Origin of the sequence: Mesorhizobium sp. AR10 (assembly GCF_024746795.1) — a bacterium.
Lineage (GTDB): Bacteria > Pseudomonadota > Alphaproteobacteria > Rhizobiales > Rhizobiaceae > Mesorhizobium.
In genome coordinates this window covers 5,818,516-5,837,827 of record NZ_CP080524.1, presented here as the reverse complement: position 1 = coordinate 5,837,827, position 19,312 = coordinate 5,818,516, and the positions used below count along the sequence as shown (strand labels likewise).

Annotated in this window: 18 protein-coding genes; 12 read left to right on the top strand and 6 right to left on the bottom strand. The window is 63.6% G+C overall.

Annotated elements, in window-relative coordinates; genetic code table 11:
* Nucleotides 1–46: 46 nt before the first annotated feature.
* The 3 genes from LHFGNBLO_RS31990 to LHFGNBLO_RS31980 all read right to left on the bottom strand — a co-directional run bounded on the left by LHFGNBLO_RS31990 (nucleotide 47) and on the right by LHFGNBLO_RS31980 (nucleotide 3,036).
* Nucleotides 47–1,192 carry an ABC transporter ATP-binding protein gene (locus LHFGNBLO_RS31990; protein WP_258604025.1) on the bottom strand — a complete coding sequence of 382 codons (1,146 nt, stop codon included), beginning with the start codon at nucleotides 1,190–1,192 and terminating at the stop codon, nucleotides 47–49.
* Between the two features lie 89 nt (nucleotides 1,193–1,281).
* Complete coding sequence (locus LHFGNBLO_RS31985; RefSeq protein WP_258604020.1) at nucleotides 1,282–2,232, bottom strand: PfkB family carbohydrate kinase; 951 nt, start codon at nucleotides 2,230–2,232, stop codon at nucleotides 1,282–1,284.
* A 3-nt stretch (nucleotides 2,233–2,235) separates the two neighbouring features.
* Complete coding sequence (locus tag LHFGNBLO_RS31980) at nucleotides 2,236–3,036, bottom strand: class I fructose-bisphosphate aldolase (RefSeq protein WP_023797149.1); 801 nt, start codon at nucleotides 3,034–3,036, stop codon at nucleotides 2,236–2,238.
* Nucleotides 3,037–3,198: 162 nt separating this feature from the next.
* Here LHFGNBLO_RS31980 and LHFGNBLO_RS31975 point away from each other — a divergent pair, with 162 nt between their 5' ends.
* The 3 genes from LHFGNBLO_RS31975 (at nucleotide 3,199) to LHFGNBLO_RS31965 (ending at nucleotide 6,365) form a co-directional block, all read left to right on the top strand.
* Nucleotides 3,199–3,960, top strand: a complete 762-nt coding sequence (locus LHFGNBLO_RS31975; protein ID WP_258610000.1) for a DeoR/GlpR family DNA-binding transcription regulator — start codon at nucleotides 3,199–3,201, stop codon at nucleotides 3,958–3,960.
* Nucleotides 3,961–4,228: 268 nt separating this feature from the next.
* The gene (locus LHFGNBLO_RS31970) at nucleotides 4,229–5,377 is read left to right on the top strand and encodes a Gfo/Idh/MocA family protein (protein WP_258604013.1); all 1,149 of its coding nucleotides are present in this window, start codon (nucleotides 4,229–4,231) and stop codon (nucleotides 5,375–5,377) included.
* Between the two features lie 19 nt (nucleotides 5,378–5,396).
* Nucleotides 5,397–6,365 carry an alpha/beta hydrolase gene (locus LHFGNBLO_RS31965; protein ID WP_258604011.1) on the top strand — a complete coding sequence of 323 codons (969 nt, stop codon included), beginning with the start codon at nucleotides 5,397–5,399 and terminating at the stop codon, nucleotides 6,363–6,365.
* Here the strand turns inward: LHFGNBLO_RS31965 and LHFGNBLO_RS31960 are convergent.
* On the bottom strand, nucleotides 6,353–7,375 hold the full coding sequence (locus LHFGNBLO_RS31960; RefSeq protein ID WP_258604010.1) for a LacI family DNA-binding transcriptional regulator: 1,023 nt from the start codon (nucleotides 7,373–7,375) through the stop codon (nucleotides 6,353–6,355). The genes LHFGNBLO_RS31965 and LHFGNBLO_RS31960 overlap by 13 nt on opposite strands.
* Nucleotides 7,376–7,624: 249 nt before the next feature.
* Complete coding sequence (locus tag LHFGNBLO_RS31955; RefSeq protein ID WP_258604009.1) at nucleotides 7,625–8,425, bottom strand: IclR family transcriptional regulator; 801 nt, start codon at nucleotides 8,423–8,425, stop codon at nucleotides 7,625–7,627.
* Nucleotides 8,426–8,666: 241 nt separating this feature from the next.
* On the opposite strand from LHFGNBLO_RS31955, the gene LHFGNBLO_RS31950 reads away from it, so the two are divergent.
* From LHFGNBLO_RS31950 to LHFGNBLO_RS31935, 4 genes are read left to right on the top strand one after another with little or no spacing between them, the layout of a single operon-like run.
* A complete protein-coding gene (locus LHFGNBLO_RS31950) occupies nucleotides 8,667–9,719 on the top strand; it encodes a substrate-binding domain-containing protein (protein WP_258604007.1) in 1,053 nt (350 codons plus the stop codon).
* 26 nt (nucleotides 9,720–9,745) lie between these two features.
* Nucleotides 9,746–11,245, top strand: a complete 1,500-nt coding sequence (locus LHFGNBLO_RS31945; protein WP_258604004.1) for a sugar ABC transporter ATP-binding protein — start codon at nucleotides 9,746–9,748, stop codon at nucleotides 11,243–11,245.
* A complete protein-coding gene (locus LHFGNBLO_RS31940; protein ID WP_258603998.1) occupies nucleotides 11,242–12,207 on the top strand; it encodes an ABC transporter permease in 966 nt (321 codons plus the stop codon). Before LHFGNBLO_RS31945 ends, LHFGNBLO_RS31940 begins: the two co-directional genes overlap by 4 nt.
* Nucleotides 12,204–13,175, top strand: a complete 972-nt coding sequence (locus LHFGNBLO_RS31935) for an ABC transporter permease (RefSeq protein WP_258603996.1) — start codon at nucleotides 12,204–12,206, stop codon at nucleotides 13,173–13,175. The genes LHFGNBLO_RS31940 and LHFGNBLO_RS31935 overlap by 4 nt, the downstream gene beginning before the upstream one ends.
* Here LHFGNBLO_RS31935 and LHFGNBLO_RS31930 read toward each other — a convergent pair.
* On the bottom strand, nucleotides 13,149–14,090 hold the full coding sequence (locus LHFGNBLO_RS31930; RefSeq protein ID WP_258603995.1) for an amidohydrolase family protein: 942 nt from the start codon (nucleotides 14,088–14,090) through the stop codon (nucleotides 13,149–13,151). The two genes, LHFGNBLO_RS31935 and LHFGNBLO_RS31930, sit on opposite strands and share 27 nt — an antisense overlap.
* Nucleotides 14,091–14,167: 77 nt before the next feature.
* On the opposite strand from LHFGNBLO_RS31930, the gene LHFGNBLO_RS31925 reads away from it, so the two are divergent.
* From LHFGNBLO_RS31925 to LHFGNBLO_RS31905, 5 genes are all read left to right on the top strand, one after another.
* Nucleotides 14,168–15,493, top strand: coding sequence for an alanine racemase (locus tag LHFGNBLO_RS31925; RefSeq protein WP_258603993.1), 1,326 nt, complete (start codon nucleotides 14,168–14,170; stop codon nucleotides 15,491–15,493).
* Between the two features lie 39 nt (nucleotides 15,494–15,532).
* On the top strand, nucleotides 15,533–15,877 hold the full coding sequence (locus LHFGNBLO_RS31920) for a RidA family protein (protein WP_258603991.1): 345 nt from the start codon (nucleotides 15,533–15,535) through the stop codon (nucleotides 15,875–15,877).
* Nucleotides 15,878–15,880: 3 nt separating this feature from the next.
* Nucleotides 15,881–16,891: a succinylglutamate desuccinylase/aspartoacylase family protein gene (locus LHFGNBLO_RS31915; protein WP_258603990.1), complete on the top strand. Its 1,011-nt coding sequence runs from the start codon at nucleotides 15,881–15,883 to the stop codon at nucleotides 16,889–16,891.
* Between the two features lie 56 nt (nucleotides 16,892–16,947).
* Entirely contained in the window at nucleotides 16,948–18,129 is a 1,182-nt protein-coding gene (locus LHFGNBLO_RS31910) for a hypothetical protein (RefSeq protein ID WP_258603988.1), read from the top strand.
* A gap of 85 nt (nucleotides 18,130–18,214) precedes the next feature.
* Nucleotides 18,215–19,312 (top strand): Gfo/Idh/MocA family protein, encoded by a 1,098-nt coding sequence (locus tag LHFGNBLO_RS31905; protein WP_258603986.1) that lies wholly within the window; start codon nucleotides 18,215–18,217, stop codon nucleotides 19,310–19,312.

Below are 19,312 nucleotides of genomic sequence, written 5' to 3'. Positions count from 1 at the left end.
TATCTTTCGCAGGCGCCCCCTCTCGCCTGCGGTCTGCCGCAGATATTCAGATCGCCAGATGCGTCTCGGGATCGAAGAAATGGAACTTGGCATCATCCACGGCCAACCGGATTTCCGAGCCGGAGTGGACGGCGCTGGCCGGCTCAAATCTCGCCACCGCGTTCGATGCCAGGCCAAAATCGTCCACCGCGTCCGGGTCGCCGGAGTCCACCCGGACCGCGTCGATGTTCAGGTGGACGATATGTTCAGAGCCGAGTTCTTCGATCGAAGTCACCTTTGCGGGTATCGTCTGATACTTGCGACCGGATTCGAGGCTGCTGTCATAAAGATCCTCCGGCCGGATGCCGAACACGATCTTGCGCCCCTCATACGACCGCAAGCCCGGCCTGCGCACGAAGGCTGCATCCTGCAGCCGGATGGCGAAGGTGCCTGACATCAGTTCGTCGCCCGTCAGGGCCGCCTCGAAAAGGTTCATCGAAGGAGAACCGATGAAGCCGGCAACGAAGGCATTCACCGGCGATTCATAGAGCCTCTTGGGTGTGTCGACCTGCTGCAGCACGCCGCCTTTCAACACCGCGACCCTGTCTCCCATCGTCATCGCTTCGATTTGATCGTGGGTCACATATATGGTCGTTACGCCGAGCTGCTTTTGCAGGCTGGTGATTTCGGCGCGCATTTGAACACGCAGTTTCGCATCCAGGTTGGAAAGGGGTTCGTCCATGAGAAAGGCGGCCGGCTCGCGCACCATGGCGCGGCCCATGGCAACCCGTTGACGCTGTCCGCCTGAAAGGTTCGCAGGTTTGCTGTCCAGCAAAGACGTCAGCTGAAGGGTTTTGGCGATCTCGTCCACACGCTTCTTGCGCTCGGCCTTCGGCTTGCCTGCCAGCCGCATCGAAAAGGCGATGTTTTCGGACACCGTCATATGCGGGTAGAGCGCGTAGCTCTGGAAGACCATCGCGATGTCGCGGTCCTTGGGCGGCATGTCGACGACGTCGACTCCGCCGATCCGAAGGCTGCCGCTGGTGATGTCCTCCAATCCCGCGATCATTCGCAAAGCGGTGGATTTGCCGCAGCCGGATGGCCCGACGAGAATCAAGAACTCGCCGTCCTCGACCGATAGGTTCAGTTGGTCGATTGCGCGAAAATTGTTCCCGTAGGTTTTGCAGATATTCTCAAGAATGACTTTTGCCATTTTCCTCCCTCCGCAAGTATAAGCCACTGATTCTTGTAGTTATCCTCGGATTATGTTCACTTGCGAATATTTTCTCGGATAGTTTCAGCCTATGTTACAGTATCGGCATGCGCTTTTTTCAGTTCGACTGCTGACGGCGCGTTCGTCGATGCCAGGAGTTCCGTGACCTGGTCGTCGGTCGGAAGCGCCTCGCGCCCGCCACGCCCCGTTATCGAAAGGGCCGCCGCCGCGGCCGCGAATGCCACCCGGCCTGCGGTGTCGGCCCCGCGCGTCAACGCATGGGCATAGGCGCCATGGAAGCAGTCACCCGCGCCGGTCGAGTCGACGACCACAACCCGGTGCGGGGGCAGGTGCCAGAGACCTGTCTCTTCACGCCCGCGATAGTACACGCCCCTGCCACCATCGGTCAGAACCACGGCGGACCGCGACGGCACCCACAATGCATCGAGCATCTCGGCGGGCGATCGGCGCCCCGTGGCAGTCCGCGCAAAGCCGAGTGGAAGAATGAGATGGTCGCAGAGCGCGATCAGCCGCTCCGTGGCTGGGCCGCCGCTCCATTCAATATCGCCGAGGATCGCAAGGCCGAGATCGCGAGCCCGAGCCACGACATCCAGCGACCGAATCGCGTAGCTATCGACAATCAGGACGGTCGCGCTGCTGAGGATATCGTCCGGAAAGTCCGGAGCGGTGCCCAGCATCGCATCGTCGTCATACGCGATGAACCGTTCCCCGTCCGAGTCGACGGTGATCCGCGAGCGCACCGGGCGCGCGTCGGGATGGCGCGGCGCGAATGCAGTTTCAACACCGCTCGCAACGAGATCGCGCAGCACGGCGTCGTCCGCGGCACTGCCCAGCCATCCGACGAACCCGGCGGTTCCGCCGAGCCGCGCGACGGCGGCCAGCGCCGTCGCGACATTTCCCCCGAAAGCGCGGGCACTTTGCAGAACCTTCCCCTTGCCCGCCGAGAACGGCTGATCGACGTAGACGATGTCGTCGATCGCAATAGCGCCGAAGCCGAGGATCGAGGGGACGGTGGGCATCGTTCAGGCACCCGCCTTCGCCAGGGCGTCTTGCGCCGAAAGGCCGTCATGGATGACGCCCCGAAAGGCAAGCGCTGCCTTCTCCGGATCGCCATGCCCCCAGAGATTGCGGCCTACCACGGCACCGCGTGCGCCGGCACGGATGGCGTCCGCCGTCTGCTGAAGCGCGCCGAGCAGTGTATCGGTCTTCGGACCACCCGCGATGACAACCGGCACCGGGCAGGTCCGGACGGTCTCTCGGAACGACTCGAAATCGCCAGTGTAGCCGATCTTGATCACGTCGACACCGGACTCGTAGCCGATGCGCGCCGCATAGGCGATCTCGTCGGGGGTGAAGACGATCTTTGCTCCGTCGGTGAAATCGCGAGGGTAGATATGCGCCACCACAGGCATGCCGTAGCGGGCCGCTGCATTTACCGAATCGGTCAGCCAGCGTATGTATTTGCCCTCGGTCGCGCCGCGCACCGGAATGGCCACGGCCAACGCATCGGCCCCCGCGCGCACCGCATCCTCGGGCGTTGCGATCAACTCGCTGATGCGATCGTCCGGAGTGAAGCAGCCCGCCTGAATCACCAGGGAAGCTTTGCCCGCATATTGCGGCCACAGATGGCGCGCGGTGCCAGGCTGGATGCTGACGTAGTCGGGTTTGCCCACCATGACGCGTGCGAGCGCACCCGGCAGGTCGGCAAGGCCACCTTTGCGCACGTCGCCATAGCCGACGAAATGGTCGACCGCGCCGCCGAAAAGTTTCCCCGATGGATGCGAGAAGAGGCGCGCAAGACGCACCTTGGTTCCTAGGCTCATGAGTGCAAAATTCCCCAATCGTTTGATTTCAAAATCCTGGACCTAGTGTTTCCGAAAGAAAAAAGAAATACAATCTTTCGAAAGCTTTCGAATTTGCGTATTTTTGGTAAGGTGAGCCGAGGCCAGAGCGGTTGCTTGGCGCAGGGAGGCAAGGGCAGGGCAATGTTGTCGGAGCAGAGACGCCAATCGATCCTGGGTGAGGTGCAACGCAGCGGACAGGTTCGCACGAAGGACCTGTCAGACGGGTTTGGCGTGTCGGAAGTCACGGTGCGCTCCGACCTCGAGATACTGGACCGCAAGGGACTACTGACCAAGACCCGTGGAGGGGCGGTGACCCGGACCACCGATTCGACTACGGCCGCGTTCGCCCGGCGCATGCAAACGAACCTCGACGCAAAGAAGCGCATCGCCCGGGCGGCGGTAGACCTGTTCGAGGACAACCAATCGGTCATCTTCGACGGCGGCTCGACATTGATGCAGGTTGCCATGCAGTTACCGCCGCTCAGCAATGTCGTGGTCGCGGCCACGGCCATGAATATCGTGCAGCATCTTATGCATCGTCCCGGGCTCGACGTTCATATGATCGGCGGCCGGGTCTATCCCGACACGGTGAGCACGCTGATCACCGATGCCGATACGGCTCTCGGTGGCTTGGTAGCGCATCAGGTCTTTGTTGGAGCGCATGCGATAGACTCGTCGCTGGATGTGGTTGACGTGAACGAAGACATGGCGCGAACGAAGCGAAACCTCGTTCGCATGGCCCGGCGCGTTGTCCTCCTCGCCGATTCGAGCAAATGGGGCGTCAGCGGGACCTCCAAGGCATTTTCGCTGTCGGCCGTCGATGTGGTGATCACCGACGATGGCCTGCCCGATCCAATACGCAGAGAGCTTGATATGATCGGGGCCAAGGTGATCTATGCCTGAACCCGTCTCGGTCCCTGACCGCGACGGAAAGATCCAATGCGCGCATGATCCACGGGCTTCGTATCGGCGGTCGGCCGTTTTTTCATGTCAGTCATTCTCTCCTCCTGCGCCGGCAGCCTCCCGATGTCGCGCCAAGCATTTCCGCATGTTCCATAAAAATTTTACGCGCGTCAAGATTTAAAATATTGTATAGCGGTTTTCGAGCGCGACCGGTTGCTGGTGCAACGGTACAGCCAGGGGACCATGGCGTTGGGAGGTGAGACTGAAAATGCACGAAAAATCAAAGACGAAGCTTGGCATCGGTGTTATCGGATGCGGCAACATCTCGATGACTTATCTGCACAACGCGGCGCTCTTCGGCGGGGTCGAACTGCGTGCATGCGCGGACATTTCGACCGAACTGGCGGCCTTGCGCGCCCGTGAATACGGCATCCGGGCGGTTAGCGTCGATGCGCTGCTGGCCGATCAGGAGATCGACCTTGTCCTCAACCTGACCATCCCGGCGGCGCATTTCGACGTTTCGTTTTCAGCGCTTTCGGCAGGCAAGCATGTCTTCACCGAAAAGCCGCTGGCAACCTCGGCCGGCGATGGCCGTCGCCTTGTCACTGAGGCGGCGCAGCGCGGGCTGCTGCTGGGATCGGCTCCGGATACCTTTCTCGGCGCAGCCGGACGGCGGGCGCGCCGCCTGATGGATGAGGGCGCCATTGGACGGCCGGTGACCGGCACGGCCTTCATGATGGGACGCGGCATGGAGCACTGGCATCCCAATCCGCAATTCTACTATCAGCCCGGCGGCGGCCCGGTCTTCGACATGGGCCCCTACTACCTGACGATGCTCGTCAATCTGCTCGGACCGGTGGCGCGCGTGATGGCGATGGCGACGCGCGGCCAGGAGGAGCGCCTTATCACCGCTGAAGGTCCCTACAAGAACACCAGTTTCAAGGTCGGCACGCCGACCAACATCCTGTCGCTGCTGGAATTCCGCTCGGGCGCCACCGTCACCTTCGGCGCCTCCTGGGACGTCTTCAAACATTCCAACCACCCGATCGAATTGCATGGCACGGAAGGCTCTCTGCGCCTGCCTGATCCCGACACGTTCGGTGGCAACGTCTCATTTTCGGAGCGCGGCGCCGACTGGATCGATTTCGCCAGCGAGAGCGAACTCTACGGTGAGCGCAACTGGCCTTACGCCAAGCCTGATCGCGCCAATTACCGCATGCTCGGTGTCGCCGATCTGTCGCGCGCGCTGACGACCGGAAGAAAGCCGCGCGCGTCCGGCGACCTCGCGTTGCATGTGCTGGAGATCATGGAGGCGATCCTCGCTTCGGGAGAGAGCCGCGAGTCCGTCGCCGTCAACGGGACGGTCGACCAGCCACCGCTTCTTGGCGAGGACGAGGCGACGAGCCTGCTTGCCTGAGTGAGGTCGGATGACGTTCATGACAATATCGCTTTCCTCCTTGCTCGATCCGGAAGCCCGGCATGTGCTCGACCTCGACTGGCAGGCGCCCGCACGGCCGTTCGAAGCCGGCACACCCGAAGAGGCGCGCCGGGCCTATGTAGCGGGCTTTCCTACACTGCAGGGCGAGCGCGAGCCGGTCGCCTCGCTGGGTGAGCGCACCATTGCCGGTCCCGGCGGTGTGTTGACGCTCAGGATCTATCGCGGGCGAGGGGCGGCTGAGACCGGTGCGCCGGCACTGCTCTATCTGCATGGCGGCGGCTGGGTGCTCGGCAATCTCGAGTCCCATGACGAGATCTGCCGCTGGTTTGCCAACATGGCGGCCTGCATTGTCGTCGCTCCCGACTATCGGCTGGCGCCGGAACATAAATTCCCGGCCGCCATCAACGATTGCCTTGCAGCGTTTGCCTTCATGCAAAGTGCGGCCGACGATCTCGGCATCGACGCGCAGCGGATCGCTGTCGCCGGCGACAGTGCCGGCGGCAATCTCGCTGCGGTGCTGTGCCTGATGACGCGCAGCGAAAAGCACCCGCCGGCGGCGCAGCTCTTGTTCTATCCGAACACGGACGCCTCACAGTCTGCGGACAGCTATCGCCGCTTTGCCGACGGCTATGGGCTCACCGCGGCAACCATGGCCTGGTTTCGCGATCACTATGTCAGCCAGGCCGGCGATATCGACGACTGGCGCGTGTCGCCGTTGAAGGCAGCGAGCCTTGCCGACGCAGCACCGGCCTTTGTCGCTATCGCCGGTCACGACATCCTCGCCGACGAAGGCGAGGCTTATGCCAGGCGTCTGGAAGATGACGGCGTGCCGGTGGTGCTGCGCCGCTGGTCCGGTCAGATCCATGGCTTTGTCTCAATGGGCCGCCATGGTCCGGCGGCGCGCCAGGCGGTCGGCGCGGCGGTTGCCGCATGGCAAGGCTTCGATGGAAAAACTCAGGCCGACTGACGCATCACCAGGGTCGAGTCGAGATTGACCTTCGAGGCAACCTCTGCTCCATCCTCATTCAGCAAGGCCAGCAGCGTCTCGACGCTGCGTCCCGCCATGGCAGCGAAGTCCTGCGCCATGGTGGTCAGCGCAGGGCAGGTGTAGCGGCTCAGTGGGTGATCGTCATGAGCTGCGACACGCAGGTCGCAATCGCCCCCGCGGCCAACCTTGAGGCCTTGCGAGTAGGCGGCCGCCATCACGCCGAAGGCGAGACGGTCGTTGGCGCACAGAATGGTCTTGCCCGGCAGGCCGCCATTGCCGAGCATTTTTTCCGTCTGCTCGTATCCGATCCGTTCGAAATCCCATGTGTAGTCGTCGATGTTGCCGATGACGACAGGCTCCTGCCTGAGCCGCTTCATGGAGGCGACATAGCTGTTCAGGCGTTCTGGCGAGTTGTGGTTGACGTGCGGGATATCGAAATAGATCGGGGCGTCGCCGGAACGACAAAGGTAGTCGACGATGGTCGAGACGCTCTGGCTGTTGTTGTTGCCGACGAACGGCGTTCCGCCTTCGAGATAGGTGTCGAAATAGACGACCGGAATGGCCTGCGTCAGCTTCTCCAGCGTGCGGTGGTCCGAGCGCAGGCCGAGCGGCGCGATGAGTGCACCGGAGACTTTCAGTGACAGGATGGTTCGCGTCGCCTCCACTTCGAGCTCGCGCGAGCCGTGCGAGGAGATGACGATCGGCCAGTAGCCTTCGTCGCGCAGCCTGAGTTCGATGCGGCTGACCATCTCCGAATAGAAGGGATCGGCCACTGTCGGCACCATGATGCCGATGCTGCGGGTCCGTTTGCGGTTCAGGTTGCGGGCAAAGAGATTGGGCTGGTAGTCGGACGAGCGCAGCGCTTCCTCGATCCGCTTTCGCGTCGCCAGCTTGACGCTGGTTGGATCGTCGAAATATTTCGACAGTGTCGGCCTGGAGACGCCGCAAGAGCGGGCGAAATCCTCCATCGTCTTGTGCGTCATCGGCATTCAACCCTCGCGGCGCGGACATCCAGTATCTGGTCGCCCTAGCGCAGCCCCAAGCACCTACATACGGTGCGCTGCCGTGCAACTGCAAGGCGAAATTTTACAGACAATTTTGACAGTTTCAACGCGTATCGGTAAATCATTCCACGCGTAAATTTATTCTTTAACGCGAAAAATACAAGCCATGTTCACGGGCGATCCTGCCATCCGGCAAGTTGTTCGCGGCTGAAGGGTTTATTAGGCTCTTCTACCCTAGCTTCCTGCCAGAGACAGCCCACGGGCGCGCTCGCGCAGCAGGGCGAGCAACTCGGTCCGCCGCGCTTCCGGCGTGTCGACGGGCAACACGAAACACAGGGTCTTGTTGATGGCGCCGTGGCCGTCGTGGATGGGCGCGGCCATGCACCAGGTAAAGCGGTCGGCCAGCGCGGCGGTTTCGCTGAAACCCTGCCGGTGCGCCGCAGCGACATCGGCGAAGAACTCGGCTGGCGCAATGACGCGGCCGTCGGGAAGCCTGTAGTCGCCAAGCGGAATGAAGTCCCTTAGCTCTTGCTCGCTCATATGGCCGAGCAGCAGCCGTCCCGACGCCGTCCACGGAATCGGCACCTCGACCCCGACATCGCTTGAAATCCGGAACGGGCCGGGCGAGTCCCGGCAATCGAGAACGACATATTTGTTGCCGCGCAGGCCGCACAACTGGACCGTCTCGCCGGTCTCTGCGGCCATCTTGTCCAGCGTCTCGATGATGCGCCGGTAGTGAGCGTTGTGATGCGAATAGGCCCAGCCGAACAGATGCATCGCCCGTCCGAAATAGACATAGCCTTCGCTCCCGACATTTTCGAGCATTTCGGCCTCGAGCAGGCTGTTGACGATCTCGTAGGTGGTCGAACGCGGCGCACCGATCATCTTGGCCATGTCGCCGACGCGCATCGGCGCGCGGTGCCGCAAAAGCGCCTCCAGCAGCATGATGACGCGGTCGATGCCGCGACGCCGTTCGCCATTGCGCGGCTCGGCGCCGGCTATTGTTTCCATCAGATCAGTAGCGCCATCGCTCATGTCAGCCGCATCCGTCCAAAAATCATTTCGGCCCTCGTCTCAAGGCGCTTGAAAGATGTCAAGGCTAGGTCTAGCATCCGATTTGTCCGGTATACAGACACCATGTCTGAAATACCAGACAAACTAACGAGCCTGACGCAGAAAGTCCGACGAAAAACAGGCGGTTTCCGCGACGCGGCAACCGACAGGTTTTCTCGTGCCGACCCTGCACGTCCGGGCATAACTTCAGAAGGGAACAATCATGATGAAATCATCGCTTTTCGCATCCGTCAGCGCCCTTTGCCTCGGTCTCGTTCTGAGCATCGGCGTTGGCTCGCAGGCCAACGCCGCCGCAAACTGCATCAAGGGCGACCGCAAGGCGCCGTACACGATCGGCTGGGCCAACATCTACTCCGTGCCAACCTGGATGAAGCAGACCCAGGGCACGATCGAAGCCGAAGTCGAGACCCTCAAGAAGCAGGGGCTGGTCGACAAGCTCGTCGTGACCGACGCCCAGGGCGACGCCAACGTCCAGATCCAGCAGATCCAGTCGATGATCGATTCCGATGTCGACGCCATCATCCTGATTGCCGGCTCGTCGACAGCTCCGGCCCGCGTGCTGGCCGACGCCTGCGCCAAGGGCATTGCCATCATCAACTTCGACAGCCTCGTCGACACCGACCAGGTCACCGCCAAGGTCAACACCGATTCCTCGCAGTGGGGCGATCAGGCGGCCAAGTTCCTGATCGATGCCATCGGCGGCAAGGGCAAGATCCTGATCCTCAACGGCCCTGCCGGCGTTTCGGTCAGCGATGACAGGCGCAAAGGCGCTGACGCCGCGCTCAAGGCCCATCCTGAGGTGGCGGTGCTTGCCGAGACCAACACGCCCTACAATGTCGCGCCTGCCCAGGAAGCCGTCACCAGCCTGCTCTTCGCCAACCCCGAGATCGACGGGATCCTGTCGCTCGGTGGCGCTCTGTCGGCCGGCGCCGTGCTCGCCCTCGACAAACAGGGCCGCGAACAGGTGCCGATCACCGGCGAGAACGCCCGTCAGTTCCTCGAACTGTGGAAGGAAAAGGGCCTGAAGAGCTGGGCGACGATGCAGCCGAACTGGCTGGGTGCCTTCGCCACCTACACCGCCGTCCAGGCGCTGGAAGGCAAGGATGTACCGGCTTTCGTCAAGATCCCGCTGCCGGTGATCGACAATTCCAACATCGACGAATACCTCGCCCGGGCCAAGGATTTCCCGGCTGACGGCTACATCTATTCGCCCTACGATGAGGAGCTGTTCAAGAAGCTGCTGGCCCAGAAATAAGCCTGAAGGGTTGTAGATTGACGACTATGGCTCCGCTCCTCGCGGCGCGGGGTGTGTCGAAGTCTTTCTTCGGCAACCCCGTCCTGCGCGACGTTTCCATCGCTCTCCAGCCGGGCCGCGTGCATGCGCTGCTCGGCGAGAACGGCGCCGGAAAGTCGACGCTGATCAACCTGTTGTCCGGCGCCTTGCGTCCGGATGGCGGGACGATCGAAGTCGATGGACGCCCGGTCTCGCGCATGACCCCTGGTTATGCGCGGCAGGCCGGGATTGCCGTCGTCCAGCAGGAACTCAGCCTGACGGCCAGTCTTTCTATAGCCGAGAACATCGGCCTCGGCGCCTATCCCAAGCGGTTCGGCCTGGTCGACTACAACGAACTCGCCGCGCGAGCCAGGGCTGCGTGCAACCTCGTCGGGCTGCACGAGCCCCTGTCGACGCCGGCCGGGCATCTGTCGCTTGGCCGCCGGCAGATGGTGGAAATCGCCAAGGCGCTTTACCGCCGGCCGCGTGTGCTCATTCTCGACGAGCCGACGTCGTCGTTGTCGGCAACCGAAACGAAAATCCTGACCGACCTGCTGGAGCGGCTGCGTAGCGAAGGCATCGCCATTCTCTACATCTCGCACCGGCTGAACGAAGTCATGACGTTGTGCCAGCATGTCACCGTGCTGAAGGATGGCACCTGCACGGCGGACCGTAGCCTGGAAGGAACCGATGCCGCCGGCCTGGTGCGACTGATGGTCGGCCGCGACCCCGGCGATCTCTTTCCGCGCTGGCAGCCTTCGGCTTCGCCTGCCGACGCCATCTCGGTTCGCAATTTTTCGGCCGGCCTGATGCGCGATGTCGATCTCGACATCAGGACAGGCGAGGTGCTGGGCATCGGCGGCCTGGTCGGGCAAGGCCAGGAGGATCTGCTGCTCGGCCTCTACGGCGCCATACCGGCACGAACGGCATCGGCGACCGTCAACGGCGCCTCAGGGCTGCCGGGTGGCGTGCCGAAAGCCAACGCGCTCGGCCTCGCCTATGTGCCGGCCGACCGCAAGCGCGAAGGCCTGCATCTGATCCATCCCATCATCACCAACATGATGCTGCCCGCTTTCGCCAGGCTGCCGGCGCTGAAGCTGCGCAGCCGCCGTGCCGAGCGCGAGACGGCAAGGGGCCTTGCCGCCCAGTTCGGCATCAAGGGCGACCTCGACCGGCAGGCGCAGGCCCTGTCGGGCGGCAACCAGCAGAAGGTCGCGCTGGCGAAATGGATGCCGCACGACCCCCTCGTGCTCCTCCTCAACGATCCGACGCGCGGCGTCGATGTCGAAACCAAGCGTGAAATTTACATGATGCTTCGCAACTTCGCCGCCGCCGGCAAGGCGGTCGTGCTGCTCAGCTCCGACACGCCCGAACTGGTGCACCTTTGCGACCGCGTCGCCGTGGTTCGGGACGGCCGCATCGTCGCCATGCTGGCGCGCGGAGGGCTCAGCGAGGAAGCCATCGTTTCCGCCGCGATGGGCGCAGAACAGCGGAAGGTTGCGGCATGAATACGCCTGCTTCCGCAAGCCAAATCGGCCCACTCTACTGGCCGGTTCAGCTGCGCCGCAATGTCGGCGTGCGCAGCCTGTTTGCTGTGGTCCTGGTATTTCTCGTCGCCTATGGCTTTCTCTTTCCCGGGCTCTTCACGGCCTCCGGCTTCGCCAAATTCACCCAGAGCTGGTTTCCGCTGGCGCTGGTCGCCATGGCCCAGGCGATGCTCATGCTCACCGGGGGCATCAGCCTGGCGATTGGCGCGACGGTCAGTCTGGGCGCAGTCCTCGCCGCGACGACCATGGCTGGGCCGCTGGGCGTCGCCGGCGGTACCGCGGCGGTGGTGCTGACCGGCCTCGGCATTGGTGCGGCGACCGGCTTCATCGTGGTGAGGCTTCGCCTGCCGGCGATCGTGGTGACGCTCGCCGGTTCCTTCATCATCGGCGGCGCAGCACTGCTCATCCTGCCGAGACCCGGTGGCGCCATTCCCGAGTGGCTGTCCGACTTGCTTGCCGGCAACACGCCGGCGGCATTCGTGCTGCTGGTGCTCATCGTTCTCTTGTGGAAGCTCTATCTCGCCACACCGCTTGGGCTTAGCCTCTATGCTGCCGGCGAGAATCCGGTCGGCGCCTATCGCTCCGGCGTGCCGGTCGATGGCGCGCGCATCGCCGCCTACGCGATCAGCGGTCTGCTTTCCACAGGTGCCGGCCTGTTCGTCGCCGCGCAGACCGGTTCGGGCGACCCGGTCATCGGGGCAGCCTTCACGCTGAACTCCATTGCCGCGGCCGTGCTCGGCGGCATCGGCTTCCTTGGCGGCCAGGGCACGATGCGCGGCGCGCTTGCCGGTAGCCTGCTGCTCAGCCTGATGATCAGTGTCATGTTCTTCCTCGGCTTCACGCCGGTCGCCCAGTATGTCGCCCAAGGCCTCATCATCATCGGGGCGGTCGCCATCCCGCAATTCCGCAAGGTGCAGCAATGACAGCATGGAAAGACAGCGCACGCGGCAAACGCGCCTTGATGATCCTGCGCAGTCGGCCGTTCCTCACCGTCGCCATCGTTGCCGCCGTCTGGATCGTGGCGAGCGTCGCGTCACGCGGCTTCGGCGCCTACGGCCATTTGCGTTACCTGGTCGAACTCGGCGCCGTCATCGGCCTGGTTGCCGCGGGTCAGACCTTCGTGGTGATCGCCGGCGGTATCGACCTTTCCGTCGCGGCGATCGTCACGGTGAGTGCCGTCAGCCTGCCGCTGCTGTCATGGCAGGCGGATCCGACCGGTCTCACCGCCATCCTTGCCGTTCTTGCGCTGACGACGGCAATCGGTCTGGTCAACGGATTGGGCGTGGCGCTGCTGCGCGTTCATCCCATGATCATGACGCTGGCCATGGCGACATTCCTGCAGGGTCTGCTGATCATCATCGCTGGCGGCAGCGCCGTGACCGCCGAGAACCCGCTGGTTCACTGGCTCGGCAACGCGCGGCCGGCCGGCATTCCGGCAGGCGTGCTTTTGTGGGTGATCGTCTCCGTCATCGTGTTGACGACGATGCATGCCACATCGCTCGGTGCCCGGATCTTCGCCATGGGCGCCAATCCGCTCGCCGCGGCCTTGTCCGGCGTTCCGGTCACCTCGACGACGCTCGCGGTCTACGGCATCAGCGGCTTCTGTTCGGGGCTTGCCGGCATTTTGGTTCTCGGTATGAACGGACAAGGCTATGTCGGGATCGGCGATCCCTATTTGCTCGCCTCGATAGCCGCCGTGGTCCTCGGCGGCACCTCGATCCTCGGCGGGCTCGGCACCTATGCCGGCACCATCCCCGGCGCCATCCTGCTGGTCACCATCACCGCGCTGATCACCGTCGTCAACGCATCGCCCGGCTGGCGCAGCATCCTGTTCGGCTCGCTGATCCTGGGCCTGCTGCTTCTCTCAGGCCGGGAGCAGGCGCGCCGATGACACATCGTCCAGCCGATAGATGCGCCTTGCGTTGCCGAAGAACAGCGCCGTCTGCTCGTCCAAGGAAAAGCCTGCAGCAATGGCCTTGAAGCTGTCATACACCGCATTGAATGATGCATGCAGACCGGCGACCGGGAAGTCGCTGCCGAACATCGCGCGCCCGGTGCCGAAACAGTCGATGCAATGCAGGACGACTGGCCTCAAACTGTCGAGTGTCCAGTCATGATCGTAGGCGACCAGATCCGAGATCTTGATGGCGACGTTGTCGCGCTGAGACAGAAGCCGCAGCCCGTCGCGCCACGCCTGCATACCTTCGGGGTCACGGTCGATCGGGCTGCCGCAATGGTTGAGCACGAACTGTTGATCGGGGAAGGCAGCGGCAAGCCGAGCCGCGCCGGCGAGTTGGCGCGGAAACACCATCAGGTCGAAGACAAGCCGATGCTGGGCAAGCAGGGCAAGGCCGGCACGCCATGCCGGATAGTCCATGATGCCGTCGTGGGTCGCGAAGCGGCGGGCAGGATCGGGATCCCAGCTCAATATGTCGCGCACGCCGACGACACGGCCGAACGCCGCCTGCGTCTCGATCAAGGCCTGCGCCTGGCGGTCGGCGAGCGGCACGTGGACGACATAGCGAGCGGCGATGCCGCGCGATTTGTCGAGTGTCTCCAGCCATCGCGTTTCGCCGACGCAGTCGTCGCTCGCCCAACCGGCTTCGACATGGACGGTGGCGACGACATTGTGCCTGCTGGCGTCGCGCGCATAATCCTGCGGAAGATAGTTTTGGCGCAACGGGCCAAGCTCGCCCAGGCCGCCACGTTCGCTGGCCGTGGCGGCGAGCCAGGGATGCCGGCCGAGGCCGAGATCCCAGAGATGATGGTGGGCATCGATGATCGGTCCGGGGTAAGGCTTTGGCACGCATCTCTCTCATGTTGTGACCGGCATCGGCAATTGATCCAGGCTTCGTCCTGCCACGGCAAAAGGGGTAGCATCGGATGACCGAAAACTCACCGGTGTTGGGGCTCGCGGTGCGAGAAAATTTTCTACTCGACGACCGCATTCGCGGCGTGCCTCCCGGTACAACCGGACTGGACAGCAGCCTTGTCGCGGCCGAGCGCTGGCATCCGGCCGAGGGACGCATGTCGTTGCCGGTGCTGACCCTCGACGAGGCAGCCTTCGCCGCCAACCGCGACCTGTTCCTGCGCTACGCGCGCGAACAAGGTGCTGCGATCGCCCCGCATGCCAAGACACCGATGGCGCCCGACCTTGCCCGATCGCTGGTCGAAGCCGGAGCGTGGGGCACGACGGTCGCCGATATCAGGCAGGCCACGGTGATGCTCAAGGCTGGCCTGACCCGGCTGATCATCGCGAACGAAGTTGGCGGAGCAGGTGGCGCGAACCGGTTGGCGGCGCTTGCCGGCGCCTGGCCGAACGCCGAACTCTATATTTTCGCCGACTCGGTCGACGCCGTAGACGCGCTTGCCGGGGCTTGGCGTACTAATGCGGCGTTGCCGCCCTTGCGCGTTCTTATCGAACTTGGCGCGGGCAGGGCGGGCGCCCGCACCACCACGCAAGCCGAGGCAATCGCTGATGCGATCACGGCTGCCGATGGGCGACTGCTGATCGCCGGCGTCGCGACCTATGAAGGTGCCGCGGCGCAACCCGAGCCCGGCCGCACCGACGAGGTGATATCCGCCTTGCTGGCGATGACCGCCGACATGTTCCTGCGGCTTCGCGCCCGCGTCGGCGGCGATGCACCGCTGATCGTCACCGCTGGCGGCTCGATCTTCTTCGACAAGGTGATTGCCACGCTGTCACCCATCGTCTCCAGCGACGGCAATGCGACGCTGGTGCTGCGCAGCGGCGCCATCTTCTTCCACGACCATGGCACCTACGACCGATCGCTCGGCGCACTCGATGCCCGCAGGGGTTTTGCGATCGGCGGTATCAGCGCTTCGGCGCGACATTCGTTTCAACCCGCACTGCGCCTGTGGGCCGAAGTGCTGTCGCGGCCGGAACCCGGCCTGGCGATCTGTGGCATGGGCATGCGCGACGTGTCATTCGATCAGGGCTTTCCAACCCTGCTTACGGTCTTCCGTGCCGGCAAGCCACTGCCGATGCCGGCGGCGCACACCGAGGTCATCAAGCTCAACGACCAGCATGCCTTCCTGTCGATTGCGCCGAGCGACGACATCGCCGTCGGCGACGTCGTCGAATTCGGCATCTCGCACCCCTGCACCTGTCTTGATCGCTATCGCGTGATCTTCGGCGTCGACGCGACCGGGCGTGTCCGCCACGCCTTTCCCACCTGGTTCGGCTGACCAGATTCCCCAAAAAAGAGAACCTCGAAAGGATCCGATATGATCAAGTATTTTCAGTCCGGCTCGCGCATGTCGCAGGCGGTGGTCTATGGCGGCCTCGTGCACATAGCAGGCCAGGTGGCCAACGACCGCAAGGCCGGCATAGAGAGCCAGACGAGCGACGTGCTCGCCAAGGTCGAGGCGCTGCTGGTCGAGGCCGGCAGCAGCAAGTCGAAGCTGGTGGCGGTCAACATCTTCCTGCCGCAGATCGGCGACTTCGACGCCATGAACAGTGTCTACGACGCCTGGGTCGACCCTGCCCGCCTGCCGGCGCGCGCCTGCGTCGAGGCGCGTTTGGCCGATCCTGATCTGCGCATCGAAATCACCGCGGTCGCGGCGGTCTGATCCATGCACACCGGCCTCAGCCATACGCTCGACTTCGACCGGGAAGGCAAGACGCTTAGCCATCTCAGCATTCCGTTCTCGATCGACCGTTCGCCCTATTTCCAGGTCAAGGTGCCGATCTGCCTCATCCACAACGGCGAAGGCCCGTCCCTGCTGTTAATGGCCGGCAATCACGGCGACGAATATGAGGGCGAGTTGTCGCTGGCAAAGCTGGTGCGACGGCTTGACCCAAAGCGGATCAAGGGCCGCATCACCATTCTGCCGATGGCGAACGCGCCGGCGGTGATGGCCGCCAAACGCTGCTCGCCGCTCGACAGCGGCAACCTCAACCGCGCCTTTCCCGGCGATCCGTCGGGTACGCCGACAGGCCGGCTTGCCAATTTCCTCGAGACGGAACTGTTTGCCCGTCACGATGTCGTCTTCGACATTCATTCGGGCGGCACGTCGATGGAACATCTGCCGACCGCGCTGGTCGAGCGCAATGCCGATCCCGAACGCCACGTGCGTGGGGTGGAACTGATGCGGACGCTCGGCATGCCTTATGGGTTCGTTGCCGATAACGGTCAGGCCTCGCCGACCTCCATGGGCGCGGCCCGCCGGGCCGGCGCCATCGGCGTCAGCGGCGAGTTCGGCGGCGGTGGTACTGCCACGGTCGATACGATGGCGGTCACCGCCCGCGCGCTCGACAGCCTGATGGTTGCGTTGGGCGTGGTCCAAGCGCCGGTGCTTGGTGCGGAGTCAAAGCCTTCGGCACCGACGCGGCTGCTGTCGCTGTCCCGGCACAGCCAGGGTCTCTACGCCACCCGCCGCGGCTGGTTCGAGCCCGCCGTGAGGTTGGGCGACAGCGTTGGCGTCGGACAATTAGCCGGCTGGTACCACGACCTCGAACGGCTCGACCTTGCCGAGGAACCCTTGCATTTCGAAGAGAGCGGCATCGTGCTGTCGCGCCGGCTGCACACGATGTGCGAGGCAGGAGATTGCCTGATGCAGGTCGCCGAGCCGGTCGAGGGCTGACCATGAAGCCATCTCCGGCCATGCGCCGACATTAGGATCAGGACTGAGGATATTCCATGCAACAACTATCCATGTGGACCTATCCCTGGGACATCCAGGATATCGGGCTGGAGACGGTCGAACGCGATATTGTCGAGCGCGCCGGGCTCAGCATGATCAGTCTGGCAACGTCGTACCATGCCGGGCGCTTCCTGCAGCCGCGCAGCCCGCGTCGGAAAGCCTACTTCCCGGAAGACGGTACCATCTATTTCAAGCCAACCGCGGCACGCTGGGCCAGCCTCGCCATCCAGCCCAAAGTGGCGGACGTGATCACCGAGGGCGGCAACGTGCTCGGCGAGCTTGTCCGCAGGCGCGACGCGGGCGGGCTCGGAGTCTCGTGCTGGACAGTCTGCCTGCACAATACCCGCCTTGGGATGCTGCATCCGCAGGCCGTCACCCGCAACGCCTTCGGCGATCCCAACTACTACAATCTGTGCCCGTCGCATCCGGATGCGCGCGCCTATGTTCGTGCGCTGGTCGCCGATATCTCTCACAGCTACAGGCCGGACAGGATCGAGCTTGAAAGTCCGTCCTTCATGGGCTTCGCCCACGAGTATCACCACGAGAAGGATGGTGTCGGCCTGACGCCGGAAGACGATTTTCTTTTGTCGCTGTGCTTCTGTCCGTCCTGCCTCGCGCGTGCGGCTCGCGCCGGCGATGATGGCGAGGCGGCGCGTAAGCTTGTCAGTCAATGGATCGTCGAGACCTGCGAGCGCGCCGTGCCCGAACGGCGCTTTCCCGACTTTCCCGCCAGCGGCCTCGACGCCTTTGCGCCCTGGCCGGAGCTCCATGCCTATCTGCTATGGCGGTTCGAGCCGGTGACCAGCCTGGTCGCCGAGCTGCGCGAAGTCGCCGACCCCAGAACGCGTATTGTCATCATCGACCTGAAAGACGGCTGGCTCGGCGGCTGCGATCTCGCGGCACTCGGCAAGGTCTGCGACGGAGCGATCCTGTGTGCCTACGACATGCAGGCCGGCGATGTCGCCAGCCTGATGGCGGCCGGCCGCGCAGCGCTCGGAACGGAGAAATTCCTCGGCACCGGTTACCGGCTGTTCTATCCGGAAATGGCAGGTCCCGAGATCCTCGCCGCCAAGGTCAAACCGGCGACGGTGCCGGGTGTCGATGGCATCAATTTTTACAATTACGGCCTTGTCCCCGCGACGCGGCTCGATTGGGTAGGCGCGGCGCTCGGGCATTAGTCCCAGGGCGAAATCCGCTGGCTGGAAAGGGGAGACAAATCAGTTCCGCTTCCCTATCAATGTCGCCGCAATCAGGAAGAAGACCTTGCGCAAGATTGGTATCGGCATCATCGGCTGCGGCAACATTTCGGATGCCTATCTGAAGGCATCGCCCAAATTTCCGGTGCTTGAGATCGTTGGCGTCGCCGATATCAATCCGGCGGCAGCCGAAGCCAAGGCGGTAGCCTACGGCTTGGTGGCGATGACAGTCGATGCGCTGCTGGCCGAGCCGCGCGTCGAGATCGTGCTCAACCTGACGACGCCGCAACATCATGTGCCGGTCGGTCTGAAGGCCGTGGCGCAAGGCAAGCACGTCTATTCGGAAAAGCCGCTGGCAACGACGCTTGCTGACGCGGAGCGGCTCGTCGCGGCAGCGCGCGAACGAGGCGTTCGCGTCGGCTGCGCGCCAGATACCTTCCTTGGCGGCGCCCACCAGACGGCGCGCCGGCTTGTCGATGAGGGGATCATCGGAACGATCGTCGCCGGCTCGGCCTTCATGCAGGTGCCGGGCCACGAGCTCTGGCATCCAAACCCGGACTTCTACTACCAAGCGGGCGGCGGCCCGATGCTCGACATGGGCCCCTATTACCTCACTTGCCTGGTCAATCTTCTGGGACCGGTGAAATCGGTGACCGGACAGGCAAAGGCATCCTACGCCACCCGCACCATCGGCTCCGGACCGCGTGAGGGCCAGACGATCGATGTCGAGGTGCCGACCCATATTTCCGGCCTGCTGGCGTTCGAGAATGGCGCTGCAGTCTCGATCACCACCAGCTTCGACGTGTGGAAGCACGATCACAATCACATCGAGCTCTACGGCACGTCGGGCTCGATGATCGTCTCCGATCCAAACCAATTTCAGGGCGACATCAGGACCAGCCTGCGCAAGGGCGACTGGACGCTGGCCGATCAGGTCCATCCCTATGGCGACGGCAACTACCGCATCCTCGGCCTTGCCGACATGGCACAGGCGATCGTGTCCGGCCGGGAGCACCGCGCCAGTCTCGACCTTTCCCTGCATGTCCTGGAAATCATGGAATCGATCGTCAGTTCAGCGCAGACCGGGCAGCGCATCGACCTGAAGCACGGCTGCGTCAGGCCGGCGCCGATGCGCTCCGACCTGCCCTTCGGAATTCTGGAATAG